This is a genomic window from Pseudomonas sp. AP19 (assembly GCF_001728855.1).
GTDB lineage: Bacteria > Pseudomonadota > Gammaproteobacteria > Pseudomonadales > Pseudomonadaceae > Aquipseudomonas > Aquipseudomonas fluorescens.
Map to the genome: position 1 here is coordinate 41,101 of NZ_LXJP01000042.1, position 21,686 is coordinate 62,786.

Below are 21,686 nucleotides of genomic sequence, written 5' to 3' on the forward strand. Positions count from 1 at the left end.
ATGATCTCTACCTTGCGACGTGGCCTGCTGGTGCTGCTTGCAGCGCTGCCGCTGATGGCCAACGCGGCGGGTTCTGCGCACGATCTGGTGCAGGACACGACCAACAAGATGTTGGCTGACCTGACTGCCAACAAAGAGCAGTACAAACAAGACCCGACCAGGTTTTACGAAGCACTGAATACCATTGTGGGCCCGGTGGTCGATGCCGAAGGCATTTCCCGCAGCATCATGACGGTCAAGTATTCGCGCAAGGCTACCCCTGCGCAAATGCAGACATTCCAGGAAAACTTCAAGAAGGGCCTGTTCCAGTTCTACGGCAACGCCCTGCTGGAGTACAACAATCAAGGCATTACCGTCGCCCCAGCCGGGGATGAGTCGGGTGATCGCACCAGCGTTAACATGAGCGTCAAAGGCAACAACGGCGCCATCTACCCTGTGCAGTACACGCTGGAGAAGGTCAACGGCGAGTGGAAGCTGCGTAACGTGATCATCAACGGTATCAACATCGGCAAGCTGTTCCGCGATCAGTTCGCCGACGCCATGCAGCGCAATGGCAACAACCTGGACAAGACCATTAATGGTTGGGCCGGTGAAGTCGCCAAAGCCAAAGAAGAAACCGACAAACAAGCTGCCGGGAAGCCTGCGCAATGACCGAGTCGGCTGTTCGTCTTGGCGACGCCGGCGAGTTGTTCCTCAGTGGCGTGCTGGATTACCGCTCCGGGCCTGACCTGCGCAAGCAGGGTCAGGCGCTGATCAAGTCCAGCGCGGCACCTGCGCTGGTGCTTGATTGCTCGGCGGTGACCAAGTCCAGCAGCGTCGGCCTGTCGTTGCTGCTGTGCTTCATTCGTGATGCCGAAGCGGCCAGTAAGCCGGTCAGTATCCGTGCCTTGCCCGACGACATGCGTGAAATTGCGCAGGTTTCCGGTCTGACCGAGCTGTTGGCGCATCCTTAATACACATTATTAAAGAAGCCCCCCGTCAGAGTCCTGCTATGCGGGGTTCGCAGGCGCGGGGCTTTTTTGTATGATGTGCGACCCGTGCGCACTGGGCGCCGATAGAGGTTGAGCATGCAGGCCCTAGAAGTTAAAAGCTTCCTTGAAGGAAAGCTGCCGGAAACGAACGTAGAAGTTGAAGGCGAAGGCTGCAATTTCCAGCTGAACGTGATTAGCGATGAACTGGCGGCATTGAGCCCGGTCAAGCGTCAACAGCAGATCTATGCCCATTTAAACCCGTGGATCACCGATGGCAGCATCCACGCGGTCACTATGAATTTTTTCAGCCGCGCGGCCTGGGCCGAGCGCACCTGAGCCCCCAAGGCGTCGAGATTCTTATGGATAAATTGATTATTACCGGCGGTGCCCGCCTTGATGGCGAGATCCGCATTTCCGGTGCGAAAAACTCCGCCTTGCCGATTTTGGCAGCGACCCTGCTGTGCGACGGCCCGGTGACTGTGGCCAACCTGCCGCACCTGCACGACATCACCACCATGATCGAGCTGTTCGGTCGCATGGGCATCGAGCCGGTGATTGACGAGAAACTCAGCGTCGAAATCGACCCGCGCACCATCAAGACCCTGATCGCTCCGTACGAGTTGGTGAAAACCATGCGTGCGTCGATCCTGGTACTGGGCCCGATGGTTGCCCGTTTCGGTGAAGCTGAAGTGGCACTGCCTGGCGGTTGCGCCATCGGCTCGCGTCCGGTCGACCTGCACATTCGTGGCCTTGAAGCCATGGGTGCAACCATCGACGTTGAGGGCGGCTACATCAAGGCCAAGGCGCCGGAAGGCGGCCTGCGTGGTGCCAACTTCTTCTTTGATACCGTCAGCGTGACCGGTACCGAGAACATTATGATGGCTGCCGCCCTGGCGAACGGCCGCAGCGTGCTGCAAAACGCCGCGCGCGAGCCGGAAGTGGTCGACCTGGCCAACTTCCTGATCGCCATGGGTGCCAACATCTCTGGCGCCGGCACCGACACCATCACCATCGACGGTGTTAAACGCCTGCATCCGGCCACCTACAAAGTGATGCCTGATCGCATCGAGACCGGCACTTACCTGGTGGCCGCTGCCGTTACCGGTGGTCGCGTCAAGGTCAAGGACACTGATCCGACCATCCTTGAAGCGGTCCTGGAAAAGCTGCGTGAGGCCGGTGCAGAAATCACCACCGGCGAAGACTGGATCGAGCTGAACATGCACGGCAAGCGGCCCAAAGCGGTCAACGTGCGTACCGCTCCGTACCCGGCGTTCCCGACCGACATGCAGGCGCAGTTCATTTCCTTGAACGCAATTGCCGAAGGCACCGGTGCTGTGATCGAGACCATCTTCGAAAACCGCTTCATGCACGTGTATGAACTGCATCGCATGGGCGCCAAGATCCAGGTCGAAGGCAACACCGCCATCGTCACGGGCATCGAGAAGCTCAAGGGCGCGCCAGTCATGGCAACTGACCTGCGTGCTTCCGCCAGCCTGGTGATCTCGGCGTTGTGCGCTGACGGCGACACCCTCATCGACCGCATCTACCACATAGACCGTGGTTACGAGTGCATCGAAGAAAAACTGCAGATGCTCGGCGCCAAGATCCGCCGCGTACCGGGCTAGTTCCCGCTGCACGGGCGTAGGGATGCGCCCGCACGGGGTGTGCACGCGTATTAACGCTTGCGCACCCCGGCCGAATTTGTTTCAAATCGAGGCTGTAACGGCCTCGATCTGTGTCTGGCGCCGTTTGCGACCGGACAGCAATAGCCTGATGAAGGACTGACGTTTCCCATGTTGACCATCGCATTGTCCAAGGGCCGCATCCTTGACGACACTTTGCCGCTTCTGGCTGAAGCGGGCATCGTGCCGACCGAGAATCCGGACAAGAGCCGCAAGCTGATCATCCCCACGACCCAGGACGACGTTCGCCTGCTGATCGTGCGGGCTACCGACGTGCCGACCTACGTTGAACATGGCGCAGCCGACCTCGGTGTCGCCGGCAAAGACGTGCTGATGGAGTACGGTGGCCAGGGCCTTTACGAGCCGCTGGACCTGCGTATTGCCCTGTGCAAGCTGATGACCGCCGGCCGTGTCGGTGACGTCGAGCCCAAAGGCCGCCTGCGCGTGGCGACCAAGTTCGTCAACGTCGCCAAGCGCTATTACGCGGAACAAGGCCGTCAGGTCGACATCATCAAGCTTTACGGCTCGATGGAGCTGGCGCCGCTGATCGGCCTGGCCGACAAGATTATCGACGTGGTCGACACCGGCAACACGCTGCGTGCCAACGGTCTAGAGCCTCAGGATTTCATTGCCGACATCAGCTCTCGCCTGATCGTCAACAAAGCTTCAATGAAAATGCAACACGCCCGTATCCAGGCGTTGATCGACACCCTGCGCAAGGCAGTGGAGTCTCGACACCGCGGTTGACCCGCCTGCGCGGCCTCAGGTCGCGCCCGTCTATCCGCCTCATAGCCAGAGTTCTCAGGTGCCCAAGCGGAAACGACTGCTGGGAAGGTGCGCTGACGTTCAATAACGAATCGCGCCTTACCCCAAAAGGCAACTTATGTTAGTAGAAGATTCTTTTTCAATAATTAGCGACGCGCAGCAGTCTGCCGTTTGAGGTAAGGCCCTGCGAGTTGGCACTGTGGTTGCGCCATGCTGCGTTGCGAGACTTGGTAAGGAAATAACTCTTCCCAGCGTCCCGCGCCTTGCCTGGCTTAACCACAGTATCAACGCGCTTCGTTATTGAACGTCAGCGCACCTTCGGGCGCCTGAGTTTTTGCCAATTCTATTGAGGCCCTCGCTATGACCACGTCCACTGCAATTGCCCGACTCAACGCTGCCGACCCGGATTTCGCCCATCATCTGGATCATCTGCTGAGCTGGGAAAGCGTGTCCGACGACTCGGTCAACCAGCGGGTGCTCGACATCATCAAGGCCGTGCGCGAGCGCGGTGATGCGGCGCTGGTGGATTTCACTCGCCAGTTCGACGGCCTCGACGTCGCGTCGATGTCGGACCTGATCCTGCCCCGCGAGCGGCTTGAACTGGCCCTGACGCGTATCACGCTGCCCCAGCGCGAAGCATTGGAAGTCGCGGCGGCGCGGGTGCGCAGCTACCACGAAAAACAGAAGCAGGATTCCTGGAGCTACACCGAGGCCGATGGCACCGTGCTGGGCCAAAAGGTCACGCCTCTGGATCGCGCCGGCCTGTACGTACCGGGCGGTAAAGCCTCGTACCCGTCGTCGGTACTGATGAATGCAATCCCGGCCAAAGTGGCGGGCGTGACCGAAGTGGTCATGGTCGTGCCGACCCCGCGCGGTGAGATCAACGAGCTGGTACTGGCAGCAGCCTGCATCGCCGGGGTTGACCGCGTGTTCACCATCGGTGGTGCTCAAGCCGTTGCGGCGCTGGCCTACGGCACCGAAAGCGTGCCGAAGGTCGACAAAGTGGTCGGTCCCGGCAACATCTATGTGGCCACCGCCAAGCGCCACGTATTTGGCCAGGTCGGTATCGACATGATCGCAGGCCCTTCGGAAATCCTGGTGGTGTGTGACGGCCAGACCGACCCGGACTGGATCGCCATGGACCTGTTCTCCCAGGCCGAGCACGATGAAGATGCGCAGGCGATCCTGGTCAGCCCCGACGCCGAGTTCCTCGACAAGGTCGCCGCCAGCATTAACAAGCTGCTGCCGACCATGGAACGCGCCGAGATCATCGAGAAGTCGATCAATGGGCGTGGCGCGCTGATCCTGGTGCGTGACATGGAGCAGGCCATCGAAGTGGCCAACCGCATTGCGCCGGAGCACCTGGAGTTGTCGGTGGCCGACCCACAGGCCTGGCTGCCGTCGATTCGCCACGCCGGTGCGATCTTCATGGGGCGTCACACCAGCGAAGCCCTGGGCGACTACTGTGCAGGCCCGAACCACGTGTTGCCGACTTCCGGCACTGCGCGCTTCTCGTCGCCGCTGGGGGTGTATGACTTCCAGAAGCGTTCGTCGATCATCTTCTGCTCGCCACACGGCGCATCCGAGCTGGGCAAGACCGCCTCAGTGCTGGCCCGTGGTGAATCCCTCAGCGCTCACGCCCGCAGCGCCGAATACCGCATCCTTGAAGAAGGGAACTAAGACATGAGCAAATTCTGGAGCCCTTTCGTCAAGGACCTCGTGCCTTACGTTCCTGGTGAGCAACCGAAGCTGACCAAGCTGGTCAAGCTCAATACCAATGAAAACCCGTACGGCCCGTCCCCCAAGGCGTTGGCGGCCATGCAGGCGGAGTTGAACGACAACTTGCGCCTGTACCCGGACCCCAACAGCGACCTGCTCAAGCAGGCAGTGGCCAAGTATTACGGGATCGACGCCGGCAAGGTGTTCCTCGGTAACGGTTCCGACGAAGTCCTGGCGCACATTTTTCACGGTTTGTTCCAGCACGACTTGCCGCTGCTGTTTCCGGATATCAGCTACAGCTTTTATCCGGTTTACTGCGGCCTCTACGGCATCCAGTCTGACCCGGTCGCGTTGGATGAGCAGTTCCAGATTCGCGTGACCGACTACGCCAAACCCAATGGCGGGATCATCTTCCCCAACCCGAATGCGCCGACGGGCTGCGTGCTGGCACTCGACGCGGTGGAGCAGATCCTCAAGGCCAGCCCGGATTCGGTGGTGGTGGTCGATGAAGCCTATATCGACTTCGGCGGCGAGACGGCCATCAGCCTGGTGGATCGCTATCCGAACCTGCTCGTGACCCAGACCCTGTCCAAATCGCGCTCACTGGCCGGTTTGCGCGTGGGCCTGGCGGTGGGTCATCCGGACCTGATCGAGGCGCTGGAGCGGGTCAAGAACAGCTTCAACTCCTACCCGTTGGATCGGCTGGCGATTGTCGGGGCGGCGGCGGCATTCGAGGACCGTGATTACTTCGAGACGACCTGTCGGCAGGTGATCGACAGCCGCCACCAGTTGGTCGCGCAACTGGAAGCGAAAGGCTTTGAAGTATTGCCGTCGGCGGCCAATTTCATCTTTGCCCGTCACCCACGGCACGACGCCGCCGGCCTGGCAGCCAAGTTGCGTGAGCAAGGGGTGATTGTGCGGCACTTCAAGCAGGAGCGGATTGCCCAGTTCCTGCGGATCAGTATTGGTACGCCAGAGCAGAACCAGGCGCTGATTGATGGGCTTGGCGAGGTTTAACGTCCGCTGAAAAGCAAATGTGGGAGGGGGCTTGTTCCCGATGGCGGAGTGTCAGTCGACAGCTAATTGACTGATTTACCGTCATCGGGAGCAAGCCCCCTCCCACATTGTTTTTGCAGTATTAGTTACAGCAACGGCTCATCCGGCTTCTTGTTCTTCCAGCCATCATTGCCTGGCAGCAGCAGGTTGAGTGCAATGGCCACCACCGCACACAGGGCAATGCCCTTGAGGCCGAAGTCATCCGGGCCGGTGCCGGTGCCGACCAGCACCCCGCCAATCCCGAACACCAGGGTCACCGACACAATCACCAGATTGCGCGCTTCCCCAAGGTCGATCTTGTGGCGGATCAGCGTGTTCATGCCTACCGCGGCAATCGAGCCGAACAGCAGGCACAGAATGCCGCCCATCACTGGCACGGGGATGCTCTGCAGCAATGCGCCGAACTTGCCGATAAAGGCCAGGCTGATGGCAAACACCGCTGCCCAGGTCATGATCTTCGGGTTGTAGTTCTTGGTCAGCATCACTGCGCCGGTCACTTCGGCGTACGTGGTGTTCGGCGGGCCGCCAAACAGCCCGGCAGCCGTGGTGGCAATGCCATCACCGAGCAGGGTGCGATGCAGGCCAGGCTTCTTCAGGTAGTCGCGACCGGTCACGCTGCCCACGGCAATCACACCACCGATATGTTCGATCGCCGGGGCCAGGGCCACCGGTACGATAAACAGGATCGCCTGCCAGTTGAACTCCGGCGCGGTGAAGTGGGGCAGGGCGAACCACGGCGCTGCAGCGATTTTCGCCGTGTCGACCACGCCAAAGTAGAACGACATGGCAAAGCCGACCAGCACGCCGGAAATAATCGGCACCAGGCGGAAAATGCCTTTGCCGAATACCGCCACGATCAGGGTGGTGAGCAGCGCCGGCATCGAAATCAGCATCGCCGTCTGGTAGTGAATCAGCTCACTGCCATCACCGGCTTTACCCATCGCCATGTTGGCGGCAATCGGCGCCATGGCCAGGCCGATGGAAATAATCACCGGGCCGATCACCACGGGCGGTAGCAGGCGGTCGATAAAACCGGTGCCTTTGACCTTCACGGCCAGCCCCAGGAACGTATAGACGAAACCGGCCGCCATCACGCCGCCCATGGTCGCCGCGAGGCCGAACTGGCCTTTGGCGAGAATGATCGGGGTGATGAACGCAAAGCTCGACGCCAGGAAGACGGGCACCTGCCGCCCTGTGACTACCTGAAACAGCAAGGTGCCAAGGCCGGCGGTAAACAGTGCGACGTTTGGATCAAGACCTGTGATCAGCGGCATCAACACCAGCGCGCCAAATGCTACGAAGAGCATTTGTGCGCCAGACAGGATCTGGCGCCAAAGCGGGTCGTTGAATTCATCCTGCATGCTCAAGCGTCCTTCTGCTTGGTGCCGAAGATCTTATCACCGGCATCGCCCAGGCCTGGGATGATGTAGCCGTGTTCGTTCAGGCGCTCGTCAATGGACGCGGTATAAATCTGCACGTCCGGGTGGGCCTTCTCGACAGCGGCAATGCCTTCGGGAGCGGCGACCAGCACCATGGCGCGGATGTCCTTGCAACCGGCTTTTTTCAGCAAGTCGATGGTGGCAACCATGGAACTGCCGGTGGCGAGCATCGGGTCGATGATCATCGCCAGGCGCTCGTTGATTTCCGGTACGAGTTTTTCCAGGTAGGTGTGGGCCTGCAACGTTTCTTCGTTGCGAGCCACGCCAACGGCGCTGACTTTGGCGCCCGGGATCAGGCTGAGTACGCCTTCGAGCATGCCGATACCGGCGCGCAGGATCGGCACTACGGTGATTTTCTTACCGGCGATTTTCTCGACCTGGACGGGACCGGCCCAACCGGGGATCTCGTAGGTTTCCAGAGGCAAATCTTTGGTTGCTTCGTAAGTGAGCAGCGCTCCGACTTCCTGAGCAAGCTCACGGAAGTTCTTCGTGCTAATGTCGGCGCGGCGCATAAGGCCGAGTTTGTGTCGGATCAGCGGGTGGCGGATCTCGCGAGTGGGCATGGGAAAGGCTCCGGCGGCGGGCAAAAAAACCGGCCTAGATTAATCTATCCGAGGGTGTTGTCCTATAGACATCTAGTACGTTAGTCCATTAAGGCTTGAACGTTGCGCCTCACATGCGTACCTTTGCCCGCTTTTCTTGCCACAGCACCCCCTTGGAGAGCGCCATGTCCGCTGATCTCGAGCATATCCGTCAAATCATGCGCGAGGCTGACTGCCTGTACACCGAAGCGCAAGTCGAAGAAGCGATCGCCAAGGTTGGCGCACACATCACCCGCGAAATGGCCGAGACCAACCCGGTGGTGTTCTGTGTGATGAACGGCGGCCTGATCTTCGCCGGTAAATTGCTCACCCACCTGCAATTTCCGCTGGAAGCTTCCTACCTGCACGCTACCCGTTATCGCAACGAAACCACCGGCGGCGACCTGTTCTGGAAAGCTAAGCCGGAAGTCTCGTTCATTGATCGCGACGTGCTGATCATCGACGACATCCTCGATGAAGGTCATACCCTGGGTGCAATCATCGACTTCTGCAAACACGCCGGCGCACGCAAAGTGCACACTGCCGTGCTGATCGACAAAGACCACGACCGTAAGGCCCGCCCGGACCTGAAAGCCGATTACGTCGGCCTGCCGTGCATCGACCGCTACATTTTCGGTTACGGCATGGACTACAAAGGCTACTGGCGTAACGCCAATGGGATCTTCGCCGTTAAAGGGATGTAATCCGTGGTCCGCTTTCTTGATCAAACGCTATTCACCGAATTGGCCGAGAAAGCGGCCGCCAGCCCCCGTGCTCGGCACCACCACAACTTCCATCAGATGGAAGAGCCGTGCCATCGCCTGGCCGTCGGCTTGCAACCTGACACTTATGTGCCGCCTCATCGGCACCTGAGCGCAGACAAGGCGGAAACCCTGCTGGTGCTCAAGGGCTGCCTGGGCCTGTTGGTGTTCAGTGATACCGGCGAGGTGATCGCCAAGCGCCTGCTACAGGCGGGCGGCGAATGTGCGGGTGTTGACCTGCCACCGGGCGTCTTCCATGGCTTGGTGGTGCTGGCACCCGATACGGTGATGTTCGAATGCAAGGCCGGGCCGTATCGAGCGCTGGGTGAGGGCGAGGCGGCTGACTGGGCGCCCCGCGAAGGCGATGCCGGTGTCGCCGCGTATCAACGCTGGATGCTTGCCCAGTTCGATTGAGCTACAGTGCTCGGCCATCTCCCACGGAGCGGCCCATGAGCCTGTTGATACGCACCTGCGCCGCCCTGGCGTTGACCCTCAGCCTGCCACTGGCGGCGGCGCCCGCGCCGCTGCACAGCCAGTTCCTGCCGCCGGATGACCTCACCCTGCGCGCCGACACCCCCGACCAGCAGCAACTGCTGCAAGTCACCGAGTACGCAGTGGTGGTGGGTAACCAGCGGCAATCCACCCAGCAACCCATCCCGGTGACCTCGCCGTTGATGATCCGCCTCAAGGGTAAGTCCTTGAACAAAGGCGCGACCATCAGCCAGGTGGTGCTCAATTTTGACGCCGAAAGCAAAAGCCTGAAAAAGCCAGTGTTCGATAACACCAGCAAAACCCTGACGTTGTCATACCCGATGGCGCAGTACCGGGTGATTGTCGACTTGCTGCGCAATGACACGGTGTACGTGCAGTTCCTCAGTTATGCCAACGGGCATATCTGGGCGGACCTGCACACCGGCGCTGTTCGCGCTAAATGATTCAGCCGACACGCGTTCAGTCATGTGAATGCAATCAATGTGGGAGCTGGCTTGCCTGCGATAGCGGTGAGCCAGTTGGCCCAACTGTCACTGATGCAACACTATCGCAGGCAAGCCAGCTCCCACAGGTGTGCTTGGTTGTTTTCGAAGGGGGTGTCTGGAAGGTAGACTTCCTCTCCCGTGTAATGTCTGCAGGCTGGAGTCGGTAATGCGTAAAGATAAAAAACAGGTGATTGGTGACGAGATCGGCGACGATCAGATCAAGTTGTTCCTGGACTTCGAGCCGGTCGATGCGACTTCACCGTCCCTGCATAAACTGATCAAGGCCTACCGTGGCCTGCGTATCGACGACTTCGAGCGGTTCCTGGGCTTTTTCAAGGAAGCAGGCCTGGACCTCGACGGCAAGGATGAACACGGCCAGACCTTCGTTGACCTGATCAAGGATCAGCGTCACGGCGCCGAGTACATCGAGCTGATTGACAACGCTCGCGGCTGATTATCCGAGACATAAAAAAACGCCCCGTTCTCATGCAGAGAGCGGGGCGTTTTTTATGGCGTTAAAGCCTCAAGCGTAGCTTTCAGCCTCATTGCTTTGCTCAACCAGTTCCAGGCTGATGTTGTTTTGCGTGTTGATCTTGCGATACAGCTCGGCGTCCGTCTCCAGCACTTTTTCCCGCGCCGGGAAAATCTCGTGCAGCTTGGCCGCCCACTCACCGGCAGCCTTGGTCGGGAAGCAGCGCTCGATCAGGTCGAGCATGATCGAGACCGTCACCGAAGCACCTGGGGACGCGCCCAGCAGGGCTGCCAGCGAACCGTCTTTCGCGGCGACCAGCTCGGTGCCGAATTGCAGCACGCCGCCTTTTTTCGGGTCTTTCTTGATGATCTGCACCCGTTGGCCGGCCACTTCCAGGCGCCAGTCTTCGGCTTTCGCCTCAGGGTAGAAACGGCGCAAGGACTCCAGGCGTTGCTCCATGGACTGCATGACTTCGCTGACCAGGTACTTGGTCAGGTCCATGTTATCCCGGGCCACGGCCAGCATTGGGCCGATGTTGCCGGCGCGAACCGACATTGGCAGGTCAAGGAACGAGCCGTGCTTGAGGAACTTGGTGGTGAAACCGGCGTAGGGTCCGAACAGCAGGGATTTCTTGCCATCGACCACGCGGGTGTCCAGGTGCGGCACGGACATCGGTGGCGATCCCACGGCGGCCTGACTGTAGACCTTGGCCTGGTGGTGCTTGACCACGTCCGGGTTGTCGCAACGCAGCCACTGACCGCTGACCGGGAAACCCCCGAAGCCTTTGCTTTCTTCGATGCCCGAGGCTTGCAGCAGCGGCAGGGCTGCGCCGCCGGCGCCGAGGAACACAAACTTGGCGTCCACTTCACGGCTGTTGCCGCTGTTGACGTCCTTGATGCTGACGGTCCAGCCCGCGCCATTGCGCTTGAGGCCGGTAACGCGCTTGCAGTACTTGACCTGGGCGTCGGCCGAGCTGGTCAGGTGGCTGAGCAACTGGTTGGTCAGGGCGCCGAAGTTGACGTCGGTGCCATTCATGACGCGGGTGGCAGCGATTTTTTCGTCGAGCGGGCGGCCCGGCATCATCAAAGGCATCCACTCGGCCATCTCATTGCGGTCTTCGGTGTAGTGCATGTCCGAGAACGCATGGTGCTGGCTGAGGGTTTCAAAGCGCTTCTTGAGGAAGGACACGCCTTTTTCACCCTGCACGAAGCTCAGGTGCGGCACTGGGCTGATAAAGGATTTGGACGAGCCAAAGGTGCCCTTTTTGGTCAGGTACGCCCAGAACTGCTTCGACACCTCGAACTGGGTGTTGATGTGCACGGCTTTCTTGATATCGATAGAGCCGTCGGTTGCCTGCGGCGTGTAGTTCAGCTCACACAGCCCGGCGTGGCCGGTACCGGCGTTGTTCCACGGGTTGGAACTCTCCGCGGCACCCGAATCCATCAGCTCAACGACTTCCAGCTTGAGGCCGGGGTCGAGCTCTTTGAGCAATACGGCCAGGGTGGCACTCATGATGCCGGCCCCTACCAGTACTACGTCGACTGCTTCGTTATGCGCCATTTAACGCGTCTCCAAAATCTGCAGCACCAAATTGACGGCATGGCTGCCAGGAGTGACGGGGCGGTTCACGTGTTGCCCCAGGTTACCCATGGCCAGGATCGCCATGTCCGATTCGCAATTCTTTGCATCTTCAGCGCACGCTTCCTGCCGGGCTAATCTGCCTATGAACGCATTCATGGGCGCCTGTGGCAATTCGACTTATGGTCAACGCGTGCGATTTGTGCAACCAATCCGTAGCGGACAGGCTCAAGCTCCGGTGTTTGAGGAGTACTCGGTCCTGTGTGGTTGGGCTGTTCCAGACGCTGATGGTGCTTGTACAAACGCCAAACTATTCATTTGCTCGCCACACTCTTGTGAAGTTGTGAAAACCCGTTTTTTTCACGCTCTTTTGAAGACGTGAACCTCAAAAAAGGGCTGCCTCAGCCTGGCACCTGGCCCGCAAACCTCTGCCGATACGCGGCAAAACGGGCAAACAACTCAAGTGGCCGAGCGCAATGGCAGCTCTGGCAGATTCGGCAAAGAGGGGTGGTTTGCAAAGAAAACAGCAAGCGCGCCAGCTTCACTCGATCTGTGTGGGCGGCTCTCTGTGGGCAATTTGGGGGTTAATACCGAGGCATTAACGATGCTGCGAGGCCCGATCAGGAGACGTCCTTATAATCGGGGGGAGATTGTAGCGAAGAACGCCAAGGAAATGGGCGTGTTTTATGACTTTTATTAGTGTCTCGGTCAGGAGGCCAACGCGTGATGGGATTGTGCGTGCACAACTGGCGGGCTGACCCGCGCGTTCGTCGGCAGTGGGCGGTGCATCCAGCCCAGATGCGTCTCCGAAACTTCCACCCAGCCTTCGCCGACAGGCGGCAGGCTGCACTGCTTGAACGCCAGGCAATGCCCGTGGGCATCGAGCAAGGCATAGTGGCGATGACGGCGGTGTGTCATGAACAATGATTTGAGAAGGCGCATGGCTTTGTACCTGTTACGTTACATGCTTGAAGGTTGCCAGTGTGCCATGACAGTGGAGTGACGAAATTATGTGAAATTGTAATTTCGGCAAGCCTTCAGCTGCCGTTCAGGATGGCTGGTGAGTGACCTACGTGCACCGTTATACTGGCCGCCTGTTTGCACCTAGTCCTGGAGAAATGAGTATGTTGCAACGCCTGTTGTTCGGTTTGATCACTGTGACCAGTTTGACCCTGGTTGGCTGCGCCAACAGCCCGCAACAACTCAGCCCGCAACCTAAAGTCACTGCGCAGCTGGCTCCTGTAGGCCATGGCCAGCCGGTATCGGTGCGTGTCGTGGATGGTCGTCCGTCGCCTACCCTGGGCTCCCGTGGCGGCCTGTACCCGGAGACTGCGCTTATTTCGGTCACCGGCCAGGACGTGCTGCCCAAGCTGCAAGCCCAGGCGGAAGCCGCTGTGCGCCTGCTGGGCTTTACCCCGGCCAACTCGCCGGGCGCGCCTCAGTTGACCATCACCTTGGCGGAGCTGAAATACCAGTCGCCTAAAGAAGGCCTGTATGTCACTGAAGCCTCCATCGGCGCGACGTTCAAATCTGACGTCAGTGCCGGTACACGTCGCTACAGTGGCCGCTACGGTGCTTCCCTGAATCAGCGCTTCGGGATGTCGCCGAACCAGGAAACCAACACCAAGCTGGTCAGCGACGTGTTGAGCGACGCGTTGACGCGTTTGTTTAAAGACCCAAGCATCGGCCAATTGCTCAGCTCGCAGTAACCGCCGACAAGCGCCTCACAAAAAACCGGGCTCAGCGATGAGCCCGGTTTTTTTACGCCTGTCGCTTTCATGCAGCCGTTTCGACATAAAAGTCCAACACACTGACGCCAGTCAGCAGATCCAGTTCCGGCAGGTCGGCGTGCTGGTGCCCCCCGAGGGCGCAATACACCAGCCAGTGGCGATCCTGGACATTGAATGCCAACCCGCCGACCAGGGCTTCTTGCTCTTCGTTTGGGGCGATCAGGTACAGCCGATCCTGGTTTTGCGCGTGCAGCATGACAAGCTCCTAAGCGTCGAAGGGCAACAGAGTGGCTTGTTAAGGTGACGTTCAGGTGACGCTGTAAATTACTGGATACATTAAGGCTACATGGGGGACGGAGCGTTTCTTGGGCAGGAGGCCACTATCGTTCAGGTTTGTATCTGAATAGATACCAAGACACTGGTCGACCGAGGTTTGTGATGGCGCTGCCCGCACTACTGATCAATGCTGTGGCTTTATTGGTGGCCTGCCCGGGTGCAGCGCTGCTGTTCATTACCCGCTTGCGTGAGCAGCGCGCACTGGCCGACCTGACCGCAAAAAGCGAAGGTCGCGCGATCGACCAGCCAATGTTGTTTCTGGATGTGCGCACCGAACGGGCGCATCGTCTGGCTTACCGTGTCGGGTTCGCCTGCCTGGGCCTGGCGCTGGTCGTATCCTGGCTCAGCACCCACCTCTAAGAACACCGTACAAGCAAAGGTGGGAGCGGGCTTGAACCGCGAAAGCGGCGTGTCAGTCGATACATCGTTGACTGAACCCGCGCATTCGCGAGCAAGCCCGCTCCCACCTTTTTTATTCGGTGTTTACAGTGGAATCCCGGCCTTTACCCGGTACTGATTGCGCACCGGCGTTGCATATTGCTCCACCAGAAACGGCCGGTGTTCAGCCGGGCATTCATTCAAGCGTCGCTCCCATTCCGCTTTCGCCTTCGCCAATTCATCGGCCGGGAATACCTCGGCCGCGGTTGGCACCTGCAATTGCGGGTCAGCCTCGCTCCACTGTGCGTACGCCAGGTAATGCACCGGGAACAAGCGATAACCGCCGAGAATCTGCCGGTCCATTTCCACGGCCAGCAGCTTGGTGTCTTCAAAGCGTTCGGTGATTGGCGGTGCAAAGTTTACGTGCACGCGGCCCTTGTAGCCGGTGATGCCGAGGGCAATGCTCACGTCATCTTCGCCCGGCGCCTTGCAGTAGGTGCCGGTGGTGGCGCGGATATACAGCTCGCGCGCCTTGGCGCTGTCACACGGGTCGTATTCATAGCTGATGGACACCGGCGTCAGGTTCAACGACTGGATCACCTCGGCAAACGGCTCGTCTTTGCGGCTGACATGGAACATCTTGAGGATCGCCGACTCGGTACGATCATCCCCATCCTTGGCACGGCCTTCGGCCTGGGCGATCCAGATCGACTGGCAGTCGTTGCGGATCGAATGGTTGATGTAAGCCGACAGCAGTTGGTAGGCCGCCATCTTTTCCTTTCGCCCGGTGATCGAGCGGTGCACGATAAAACTCTTGTTCAGGCGCATCAGGTCGCTGACAAACGGCTTTTGCAGCAGGTTGTCGCCGATGGCGATGCGTGGCGTCGGCAGGCCGGCGTGGTATACGGCATAGTTGACGAAGGCCGGGTCCATCACGATATCGCGGTGGTTGGCCAAAAACAGGTAAGCAGTGCCGGACTTGAGTTGCTCCACACCGGTGTAGGTTACGCCGTCGGTCGCGCGATCAATGGTGTGATCGACGTAATATTCGACTTTGTCCTGCAGGGTGGCCACGGTGGTGACGCCGGCGAACTCACGGCGCAGTTTGCGGGCGATCATCGGCTTTAGCAGCCAGCCCAGGGCGCCGGCAAAGCGCGGGAAGCGGAAGTGGGTCAGGATGTCCAGAAAGGCCTTGTCACTGAACAGACGTGCCAGCACTGCCGGGACTTCGCTGTCGTTGTAAGGTCGGATGGTATCGAATTCGCCCATCATGCTCTCTTGTTAGAAACGGCTAGTGTTAGTAAAGGAAATATCAGGGTGCGGCCGCAATATTGGCTCTGCCGTGAATAGCCCTGTAAATAGACCGGCGATTATACGCACAAGTCACCTGGGAGACCGCGATGGAAGAGGAGTCGTACGAATGTCCTTATTGTGGAGAGGTGGTCACAGCGTTGCTGGACCTGTCGGCGGGCGATCAGGAATATATAGAAGACTGCCCTGTGTGCTGCCGGCCGATTACGTTCGAGCTCCAGGTGCACGGTGACGAGTGGATGCTGAACGTGCGCAGCGAAAACGAATAACAGGTACGCCCATGCAGCGAATTTATGAGCCGGAAAACCTGATGGAAGGCGAGCTTCTGCAACAGATGCTGGCCAGCGAGGGCATCGAGGCGCACCTGGTGGGCCGCCATTTGCTCGGCGGTACCGGCGAACTGCCGATTTTTGGCCTGCTGGGTCTGGAAGTGGATAACGACCAGGCCGCCTGCGCCCGCGAGCTGATTACCGCTTACATCGGTGCGCAACCCTTGCCCGGCGATGAACCCGACAGCTTCCCCGACGTATTGGTCTGTTAGGCTGTCGGTCGGTTTACCCAAGAGTCGTGTTACCCCATGTGTGGACGTTATGCCCTGTTTCGCTGGAACCCTGCCTTCGCTGCCTTACCGGGATTCCCCGCCGATCAAAAGGCCCAGTGGAATATCTCGCCGAATGATTCGGTGCTGATCCAGCGCCAGAGCGAAGGCCAGCGCACCCTCGCGCGTGCCCGCTGGGGGCTGACGCCGCCGTGGCTGACCGACCTTTCGCGAACCCCGGCCCATGCCCGCGCCGAAACCCTGGCGGAGCAACCGATGTTTCGCGAAGCCTTTCGCCAGCGCCGTTGCCTGCTGCCGGCGAATGGTTTTTACGAATGGCGTGGTACCCAGCGCAAACGTCCTTACTGGCTGACGCCGGGTGAAGGCTCGACGCTGTTTTTTGCGGCGATCTGGGAGGCGTATCCGGTGCAGGAGCAGGTGTGGTTGAGCACGGCAGTGGTGACCCAGGCCGCACAGAGTCAGCGGCGGCCGTTGATTCTCGACGCGGCGGGGCAGGACGCCTGGTTGAATCCAGAGACCCCGTTGCATGTGTTGCAAGGCCTGCTGGCCAGTGAGCCGGTCGCATTGCGCGAGCGGGTCCTGGCCAACATGGTGAATGATCCGAAGTTGAATGGGCCCGAGTGCCTGACGCCGGCTTAAGCCTTGGTCGCAAAAGCGGGTGCAACACCAACGTGAACCTCATAACCTTGAACGACTTGGCTTGCCGCCGTGGTGGGCGTGTGGGATGTATCTGAAAGTTGGTGGTTACACGTCGTGTGTATCTGGCGCAGATACATACGACCGCCTACGATACGCGCCAGGTTTCCAGGGAGAGTGTTCATGAAGAAGTCATTGGCGGTAAGCGTACTCAGTGCAGCGATGCTGCTGGCTGGTTGCCAGTCGGTTAACACCACTAACGGCGGTGCCGTCGGGGTAGAGCGCAAGCAGTACATGTTCAGCATGCTGTCGAGCCAGGAAGTCGACCAGATGTATGCCCAGTCCTATCAGCAGACGCTGGGAGAGGCGAGTGGCAAAGGCATGCTGGACAAGACCAGTGCCAACGCCAAGCGCGTGCAGGCGATTGCCAATCGTCTGATCGCCCAGGCACCGACCTTCCGCCCGGATGCGGCGCAGTGGAAGTGGGAGGTGAACCTGATCAAAAGCGATGAGATGAACGCCAACTGCGGGCCTGGCGGCAAGATATTTGTGTACAGCGCGTTGATCGACAACCTCAAGCTTACTGATGACGAGTTGGCTGCGGTGATGGGCCATGAAATCGCCCACGCGTTGCGCGAACACGGGCGTGAAGCCATGTCCAAGGCCTACGGCATCCAGATGGCCAAGCAGGGCGCCGGTGCCTTGTTCGGGTTGGGCCAGGACAGCCTGGCTTTAGCCGACACGGTTGCCAACTACGGCATGACTTTGCCGAACAGCCGCGCCAACGAAAACGAAGCCGACCTGATCGGGCTGGAGCTATCGGCCCGGGCGGGCTACAACCCGAACGCAGCCATCACGTTGTGGAACAAGATGGCCAAGGCTTCGGAAGGCGCGCCGCCGGAGTTCATGAGCACGCACCCGGCTTCCGACAGTCGGATCGCCTCGTTGCAGGCGGCGATTCCGAAGGTGATGCCGCTCTATCAACAGGCTAAAAAGTCCTGATATTTCAAGGCTTGTGAAGATCTAAATGTGGGAGCGGGCTTGCTCGCGAATGCGCAGTATCAGTCGGTAAATCTTTGACTGGACCGCCGCCTTCGCGAGCAAGCCCGCTCCCACATTTGATTGGGTTTACAACCAGCCGCTGCTTTGCATGGCCTTGTAAACCGCCACCACCGCCAGGACGAAAAACGCCGTCGCCGCGAGTCTACGAATCAAGGTCAGCGGCAGCTTCTCCGCCGCGAAATTCCCCGCCAAGACCACCGGCACGTTCGCAATCAGCATGCCCAGGGTGGTGCCGATAATCACCAGCCACAACTCCGGATACTGCGCCGCCAGCATCACCGTGGCGATCTGCGTCTTGTCACCGATTTCCGCAAGGAAGAACGCAATCAGCGTGGTCAGGAACGGCCCGAACTTGCGTGTGGTACTGGCTTCGTCATCGTCGAGTTTGTCCGGCACCAGGGTCCACAGCGCCGTGGCGCAGAAACTCGCCGCGAGGATCCAGTGCAACACCGCATCCGAGAAGAAACTGCCGAACCAGGCCCCCACGGCACCGGCGGCGGCATGGTTGGCCAGGGTTGCGGCGACGATGCCGGCAATGATCGGCCAGGGTTTGCGAAAGCGTGCGGCCAGGATGAGGGCGAGCAGCTGCGTCTTGTCGCCGATTTCGGCCAAGGCAACGATTGCGGTAGGAACGAGTAATGAATCCAGCATCAGGTAGGTTTCCAGGGGCGGGTCGACACGGCTATGACACGTACAGCCTTCCCGCCCCGGGTAAGGTGTGCGTGTCATAGGTCTTGTCAAACCCCGGTCCGTCTGTGCGGACTCCTGGGTCGCATACGCCATGGTCTGTTGACCAAGTATGTTGACGTATGCCGGACGAGCGTGGCGCTCGTGGGAGACTACTCCCCTAGGACGGAGCGGATTCTGCCTAGGCAAAACCCATTCGGCAAGCCTTCTTTTTCAAAAAACCATCAGCCGCGTTTGGCACGGTAAATGCGGAAACCATTGCCTTCGGCCTTGATCGCGCAGATGCCCAAGTGCTCTTCGATCAGCGGTTGGTACTTGAGGAAGCTGTTGGCAACCAAGCGAAGTTCGCCGCCTTTTGCCAGGTGTTTCGCGGCTTTTCGCAGCAAGTTTTCCGTGGCGAAATAATCCGTGTGCACCCCGACATGGAACGGCGGGTTGCTCAAAATCGCGTTCAAACCCATCGGTGCGGCGTCGATGCCGTCACCGGTCAACACTTCGGCTTCCAGACCATTGGCTGCCAGGGTCAGGCGACTGCTGGCAGCGGCGAACGCATCCACGTCCAGCAGCGTCACGGTGTTATGCGGGTAGCGACGTTTGACCGCCGCCCCCAGCACGCCCGCGCCGCAACCGAAGTCCAGCAAATGCCCGCTGGGCAGTTTGTCCAGATGCTCAAGCAACAGCTCGGTGCCGCGATCCAGGCGCCCGTGGCTGAACACGCCCGGCAGGCTCACCACCTTGAGCGGCCCTTCGGCCAGCGGCACATCGAAGACCTGTGCCAGGCTTTCCAGCTCGACCGCTTGCGGGGCGTTGGCCACGGTGACTTGCCACAGCTGGCAATGCCGCGCGTTATCGAGCTTGCGGGGTTTGCCGAAAGGGCTCATCTGTTTGGCGGCGCTTTCGATGCCGCCTTTTTTCTCCCCGACCAGAAACAGCTCGGCACCGGGCAGGCGCGCGGCCACGGCGTTGAGCAGGTAGTCGGTGAGGTCCTTGGACTTGGGCAGGAAAATCACCGCCGCATCAAACGCGCGCTCCGGCACGTTCACGCCGAACTGGCTGCGCTCGGGGAAGCGTGCGTCGAGCGCGGCCTGTTCACCGGCATGCCAGCACCAGCCGTGGGCATTGGGTAGGCGGCCGAGCAAATCGTCGGCGGGCAACCCGACCAGCAACAGGTTGCCTTGAAAAAGTTCGGCCTGACGAAGCAGTACTTCACTGCGCGGATCCATAGTCTGCTCCTTGAAAAGGGGCGCAGTTTATCAACTGACGACACGCAGCGGGGCACCGCTGAAAAAGCCTCGGGCGTTTTCGGCCAATTGGCCGACGATTCGTTGCCGCGCTTCGCGACTGCCCCAGGCGTTGTGGGGGGTGACGATCAGCCGAGGAATGTCGCCAGCCAGCAGCGGGTTGCCCTGCACCGGTGGCTCCACGCTGAGGACGTCGGTCGCCGCGCCGCCCAGATGGCCACTGCGCAAAGCGTCCGCCAGCGCCTGTTCGTTGATCAAGCCGCCGCGCGCCGTATTGACGATAAACGCGCCGGGCTTGAGCAGCGCCAGTTCGCGGGCACCGATAAAGTCGCGGGTGTGTTCATTGAGCGGGCAGTGCAGCGTGAGCGCGTCGACCTGCGTGAGCAATTCATCCAATGGCATGCGGTCGGCGCGGGCAGGGCGCCCGGGAATTGCGCCCAGCACCACGCGCATGCCAAAGGCCTCGGCCAGGCGCGCCACGGCACTGCCCAATTCGCCATGGCCGAGCAGGCCAAGGGTTTTGCCCTCCAGCTCGACAATCGGGTAGTCCAACAGGCAGAACTGCTTGGCCTCTTGCCACTTGCCTGCGGCAACGTCCCGTTGGTAGTCGTTCAAGCGTGTCGCCAGGTTAAGCAACAGCATGATCGTGTGCTGTGCCACCGACGGTGTGCCGTAGCCCTGGCAGTTGCTCACGGTAATGCCGTGGGCGCGGGCGGCGGCGAGGTCGACATTGTTGGTGCCGGTAGCCGATACAAGGATCAACTTGAGCTCGGGGCAGGCCTCCAGGGTTTCGGTGTTGAGGGCGATCTTGTTACTGATCGCCACTTGTGCACCTTGCAGGCGCTCGACCACGTTTTGTGGCGTGGTATGTGCGTACAACTGCAGGTCGCTGAAGCTGTTGCGCAATTCGCTGAGGTCCAGGTCCCCAAGGTCCAGGGACGGGTGGTCAAGGAAGACGGCGCGGCGATTGTTCGTCATCAACTGTACCTTTTGCGACAGGGTTCGAAGGCGTAATCTCCCGAGCCTATCAGATGAAATAATCAGTTTCTTACTGGAGTGAGTATGTACGCCGCCGAGTTTTTGACCGTAGCCTTGATTCACTTGTTAGCGGTGGCCAGTCCCGGTCCGGATTTCGCCGTGGTGGTGCGCGCGAGTGTGACCCATGGCCGTCGCGCCGGAACCTGGACCGCGCTGGGTGTTGGTTCTGCGATTTTCCTTCACGTGGGTTACTCACTGCTCGGGATTGGCTTGATCGTGTCGCAGTCGATCGTGCTGTTCAACGCGTTGAAATGGGCGGCGGCGGCTTACCTGCTGTACATCGGCTTCAAGGCGTTGCGCGCGCAACCGGCCAAGCCCGTGGCCGAGGGCGAGTTGCACCGTGAAGTGGGTGAACGCACCGCGCGTGGGGCGTTTACTGCAGGGTTTGTGACCAATGGCTTGAACCCTAAGGCCACGTTGTTCTTTCTGTCGCTGTTTACGGTGGTGATTAATCCGCATACGCCGCTGGCGATTCAGGCCGGTTATGGGGTGTACCTGGCTGTGGCGACGGCGGTGTGGTTTTGTCTGGTGGCCATGTTGTTCAGCCAGCAGCGCGTGCGGGCTGGGTTTGCGCGCATGGGGCACTGGTTTGATCGGACCATGGGGGCGGTGTTGATTGCTATTGGTGTGAAGCTTGCGTTTACCAGCATGAAATGAGGTGGGGTTGGTTTTTTTGGGGGGGCTTGGTTTTCGGTAGATGGGGTACA

General features: G+C 59.9%; 27 protein-coding genes and 1 riboswitch. Of the genes, 18 read left to right on the forward strand and 9 right to left on the reverse strand.

The annotated features are described in order from the left end of the window. From A7D21_RS24360 to hisC, 7 genes are all read left to right on the forward strand, one after another. Positions 1 to 651, forward strand: a complete 651-nt coding sequence (locus A7D21_RS24360) for a phospholipid-binding protein MlaC (RefSeq protein WP_053254428.1) — start codon at positions 1 to 3, stop codon at positions 649 to 651. Beyond that, positions 648 to 953 (forward strand): lipid asymmetry maintenance protein MlaB, encoded by a 306-nt coding sequence (locus A7D21_RS24365; protein ID WP_053254429.1) that lies wholly within the window; start codon positions 648 to 650, stop codon positions 951 to 953. Before A7D21_RS24360 ends, A7D21_RS24365 begins: the two co-directional genes overlap by 4 nt. A gap of 114 nt (positions 954 to 1,067) precedes the next feature. Next, positions 1,068 to 1,307, forward strand: a complete 240-nt coding sequence (locus tag A7D21_RS24370; RefSeq protein WP_069552866.1) for a BolA family protein — start codon at positions 1,068 to 1,070, stop codon at positions 1,305 to 1,307. Between the two features lie 23 nt (positions 1,308 to 1,330). Then, entirely contained in the window at positions 1,331 to 2,596 is a 1,266-nt protein-coding gene (gene murA / locus A7D21_RS24375) for a UDP-N-acetylglucosamine 1-carboxyvinyltransferase (protein ID WP_069552867.1), read from the forward strand. Positions 2,597 to 2,764: 168 nt separating this feature from the next. After that, positions 2,765 to 3,400 (forward strand): ATP phosphoribosyltransferase, encoded by a 636-nt coding sequence (gene hisG / locus A7D21_RS24380; RefSeq protein ID WP_003188599.1) that lies wholly within the window; start codon positions 2,765 to 2,767, stop codon positions 3,398 to 3,400. A 378-nt stretch (positions 3,401 to 3,778) separates the two neighbouring features. After that, positions 3,779 to 5,098: a histidinol dehydrogenase gene (gene hisD / locus A7D21_RS24385; RefSeq protein WP_069552868.1), complete on the forward strand. Its 1,320-nt coding sequence runs from the start codon at positions 3,779 to 3,781 to the stop codon at positions 5,096 to 5,098. 3 nt (positions 5,099 to 5,101) lie between these two features. After that, a complete protein-coding gene (gene hisC / locus A7D21_RS24390; RefSeq protein ID WP_069552869.1) occupies positions 5,102 to 6,154 on the forward strand; it encodes a histidinol-phosphate transaminase in 1,053 nt (350 codons plus the stop codon). Between the two features lie 125 nt (positions 6,155 to 6,279). Here the strand turns inward: hisC and A7D21_RS24395 are convergent, their stop codons facing one another. Together A7D21_RS24395 and upp are read right to left on the reverse strand one after the other, a co-directional pair. Continuing rightward, on the reverse strand, positions 6,280 to 7,554 hold the full coding sequence (locus tag A7D21_RS24395; RefSeq protein ID WP_053254433.1) for a uracil-xanthine permease family protein: 1,275 nt from the start codon (positions 7,552 to 7,554) through the stop codon (positions 6,280 to 6,282). A 2-nt stretch (positions 7,555 to 7,556) separates the two neighbouring features. Continuing rightward, entirely contained in the window at positions 7,557 to 8,195 is a 639-nt protein-coding gene (gene upp, locus A7D21_RS24400; RefSeq protein ID WP_017138223.1) for a uracil phosphoribosyltransferase, read from the reverse strand. Between the two features lie 164 nt (positions 8,196 to 8,359). Here upp and A7D21_RS24405 point away from each other — a divergent pair, with 164 nt between their 5' ends. The 4 genes from A7D21_RS24405 (at position 8,360) to A7D21_RS24420 (ending at position 10,405) form a co-directional block, all read left to right on the forward strand. Next, positions 8,360 to 8,917 carry a hypoxanthine-guanine phosphoribosyltransferase gene (locus A7D21_RS24405; RefSeq protein ID WP_053254434.1) on the forward strand — a complete coding sequence of 186 codons (558 nt, stop codon included), beginning with the start codon at positions 8,360 to 8,362 and terminating at the stop codon, positions 8,915 to 8,917. Between the two features lie 3 nt (positions 8,918 to 8,920). Next, positions 8,921 to 9,388: a WbuC family cupin fold metalloprotein gene (locus A7D21_RS24410; protein WP_053254435.1), complete on the forward strand. Its 468-nt coding sequence runs from the start codon at positions 8,921 to 8,923 to the stop codon at positions 9,386 to 9,388. Positions 9,389 to 9,423: 35 nt separating this feature from the next. Beyond that, a complete protein-coding gene (locus A7D21_RS24415) occupies positions 9,424 to 9,909 on the forward strand; it encodes a hypothetical protein (RefSeq protein WP_053254436.1) in 486 nt (161 codons plus the stop codon). A gap of 208 nt (positions 9,910 to 10,117) precedes the next feature. Then, the gene (locus tag A7D21_RS24420) at positions 10,118 to 10,405 is read left to right on the forward strand and encodes a PA4642 family protein (RefSeq protein ID WP_053254437.1); all 288 of its coding nucleotides are present in this window, start codon (positions 10,118 to 10,120) and stop codon (positions 10,403 to 10,405) included. A 69-nt stretch (positions 10,406 to 10,474) separates the two neighbouring features. Here A7D21_RS24420 and mqo read toward each other — a convergent pair whose 3' ends face one another. Then, on the reverse strand, positions 10,475 to 11,983 hold the full coding sequence (gene mqo, locus A7D21_RS24425) for a malate dehydrogenase (quinone) (protein ID WP_069552870.1): 1,509 nt from the start codon (positions 11,981 to 11,983) through the stop codon (positions 10,475 to 10,477). 726 nt (positions 11,984 to 12,709) lie between these two features. Next, complete coding sequence (locus A7D21_RS24430; RefSeq protein ID WP_069552871.1) at positions 12,710 to 12,943, reverse strand: hypothetical protein; 234 nt, start codon at positions 12,941 to 12,943, stop codon at positions 12,710 to 12,712. A gap of 182 nt (positions 12,944 to 13,125) precedes the next feature. On the opposite strand from A7D21_RS24430, the gene A7D21_RS24435 reads away from it, so the two are divergent. Then, complete coding sequence (locus tag A7D21_RS24435; RefSeq protein ID WP_053254440.1) at positions 13,126 to 13,710, forward strand: YajG family lipoprotein; 585 nt, start codon at positions 13,126 to 13,128, stop codon at positions 13,708 to 13,710. 67 nt (positions 13,711 to 13,777) lie between these two features. On the opposite strand, the gene A7D21_RS24440 is transcribed toward A7D21_RS24435, so the two are convergent. Then, on the reverse strand, positions 13,778 to 13,987 hold the full coding sequence (locus A7D21_RS24440; protein ID WP_053254441.1) for a hypothetical protein: 210 nt from the start codon (positions 13,985 to 13,987) through the stop codon (positions 13,778 to 13,780). 182 nt (positions 13,988 to 14,169) lie between these two features. On the opposite strand from A7D21_RS24440, the gene A7D21_RS24445 reads away from it, so the two are divergent. Beyond that, positions 14,170 to 14,427 carry a hypothetical protein gene (locus A7D21_RS24445; RefSeq protein ID WP_069552872.1) on the forward strand — a complete coding sequence of 86 codons (258 nt, stop codon included), beginning with the start codon at positions 14,170 to 14,172 and terminating at the stop codon, positions 14,425 to 14,427. 123 nt (positions 14,428 to 14,550) lie between these two features. Here the strand turns inward: A7D21_RS24445 and A7D21_RS24450 are convergent, their stop codons facing one another. Then, a complete protein-coding gene (locus A7D21_RS24450) occupies positions 14,551 to 15,714 on the reverse strand; it encodes a 1-acyl-sn-glycerol-3-phosphate acyltransferase (RefSeq protein ID WP_171902634.1) in 1,164 nt (387 codons plus the stop codon). A 131-nt stretch (positions 15,715 to 15,845) separates the two neighbouring features. Here A7D21_RS24450 and A7D21_RS24455 point away from each other — a divergent pair, with 131 nt between their 5' ends. From A7D21_RS24455 to A7D21_RS24470, 4 genes are all read left to right on the forward strand, one after another. Further along, positions 15,846 to 16,025, forward strand: coding sequence for a CPXCG motif-containing cysteine-rich protein (locus tag A7D21_RS24455; RefSeq protein WP_053254444.1), 180 nt, complete (start codon positions 15,846 to 15,848; stop codon positions 16,023 to 16,025). A gap of 11 nt (positions 16,026 to 16,036) precedes the next feature. Beyond that, a complete protein-coding gene (locus A7D21_RS24460; RefSeq protein ID WP_032893538.1) occupies positions 16,037 to 16,297 on the forward strand; it encodes a putative signal transducing protein in 261 nt (86 codons plus the stop codon). A 36-nt stretch (positions 16,298 to 16,333) separates the two neighbouring features. Further along, positions 16,334 to 16,954 (forward strand): SOS response-associated peptidase, encoded by a 621-nt coding sequence (locus tag A7D21_RS24465; RefSeq protein WP_069552873.1) that lies wholly within the window; start codon positions 16,334 to 16,336, stop codon positions 16,952 to 16,954. 180 nt (positions 16,955 to 17,134) lie between these two features. Continuing rightward, complete coding sequence (locus A7D21_RS24470) at positions 17,135 to 17,953, forward strand: M48 family metallopeptidase (protein ID WP_053254446.1); 819 nt, start codon at positions 17,135 to 17,137, stop codon at positions 17,951 to 17,953. 126 nt (positions 17,954 to 18,079) lie between these two features. Here the strand turns inward: A7D21_RS24470 and A7D21_RS24475 are convergent, their stop codons facing one another. The 3 genes from A7D21_RS24475 to A7D21_RS24485 form a co-directional block, all read right to left on the reverse strand. After that, on the reverse strand, positions 18,080 to 18,664 hold the full coding sequence (locus tag A7D21_RS24475) for a TMEM165/GDT1 family protein (RefSeq protein ID WP_053254447.1): 585 nt from the start codon (positions 18,662 to 18,664) through the stop codon (positions 18,080 to 18,082). A gap of 89 nt (positions 18,665 to 18,753) precedes the next feature. Continuing rightward, a riboswitch (yybP-ykoY riboswitch) is annotated at positions 18,754 to 18,873 on the reverse strand. Positions 18,874 to 18,924: 51 nt separating this feature from the next. Further along, positions 18,925 to 19,923, reverse strand: a complete 999-nt coding sequence (locus A7D21_RS24480; protein ID WP_069552874.1) for a class I SAM-dependent methyltransferase — start codon at positions 19,921 to 19,923, stop codon at positions 18,925 to 18,927. A gap of 30 nt (positions 19,924 to 19,953) precedes the next feature. Further along, positions 19,954 to 20,919: a 2-hydroxyacid dehydrogenase gene (locus A7D21_RS24485; protein ID WP_053254449.1), complete on the reverse strand. Its 966-nt coding sequence runs from the start codon at positions 20,917 to 20,919 to the stop codon at positions 19,954 to 19,956. Between the two features lie 84 nt (positions 20,920 to 21,003). On the opposite strand from A7D21_RS24485, the gene A7D21_RS24490 reads away from it, so the two are divergent. Beyond that, positions 21,004 to 21,636, forward strand: coding sequence for a LysE family translocator (locus tag A7D21_RS24490; RefSeq protein WP_069552875.1), 633 nt, complete (start codon positions 21,004 to 21,006; stop codon positions 21,634 to 21,636). Positions 21,637 to 21,686: the final 50 nt, after the last annotated feature.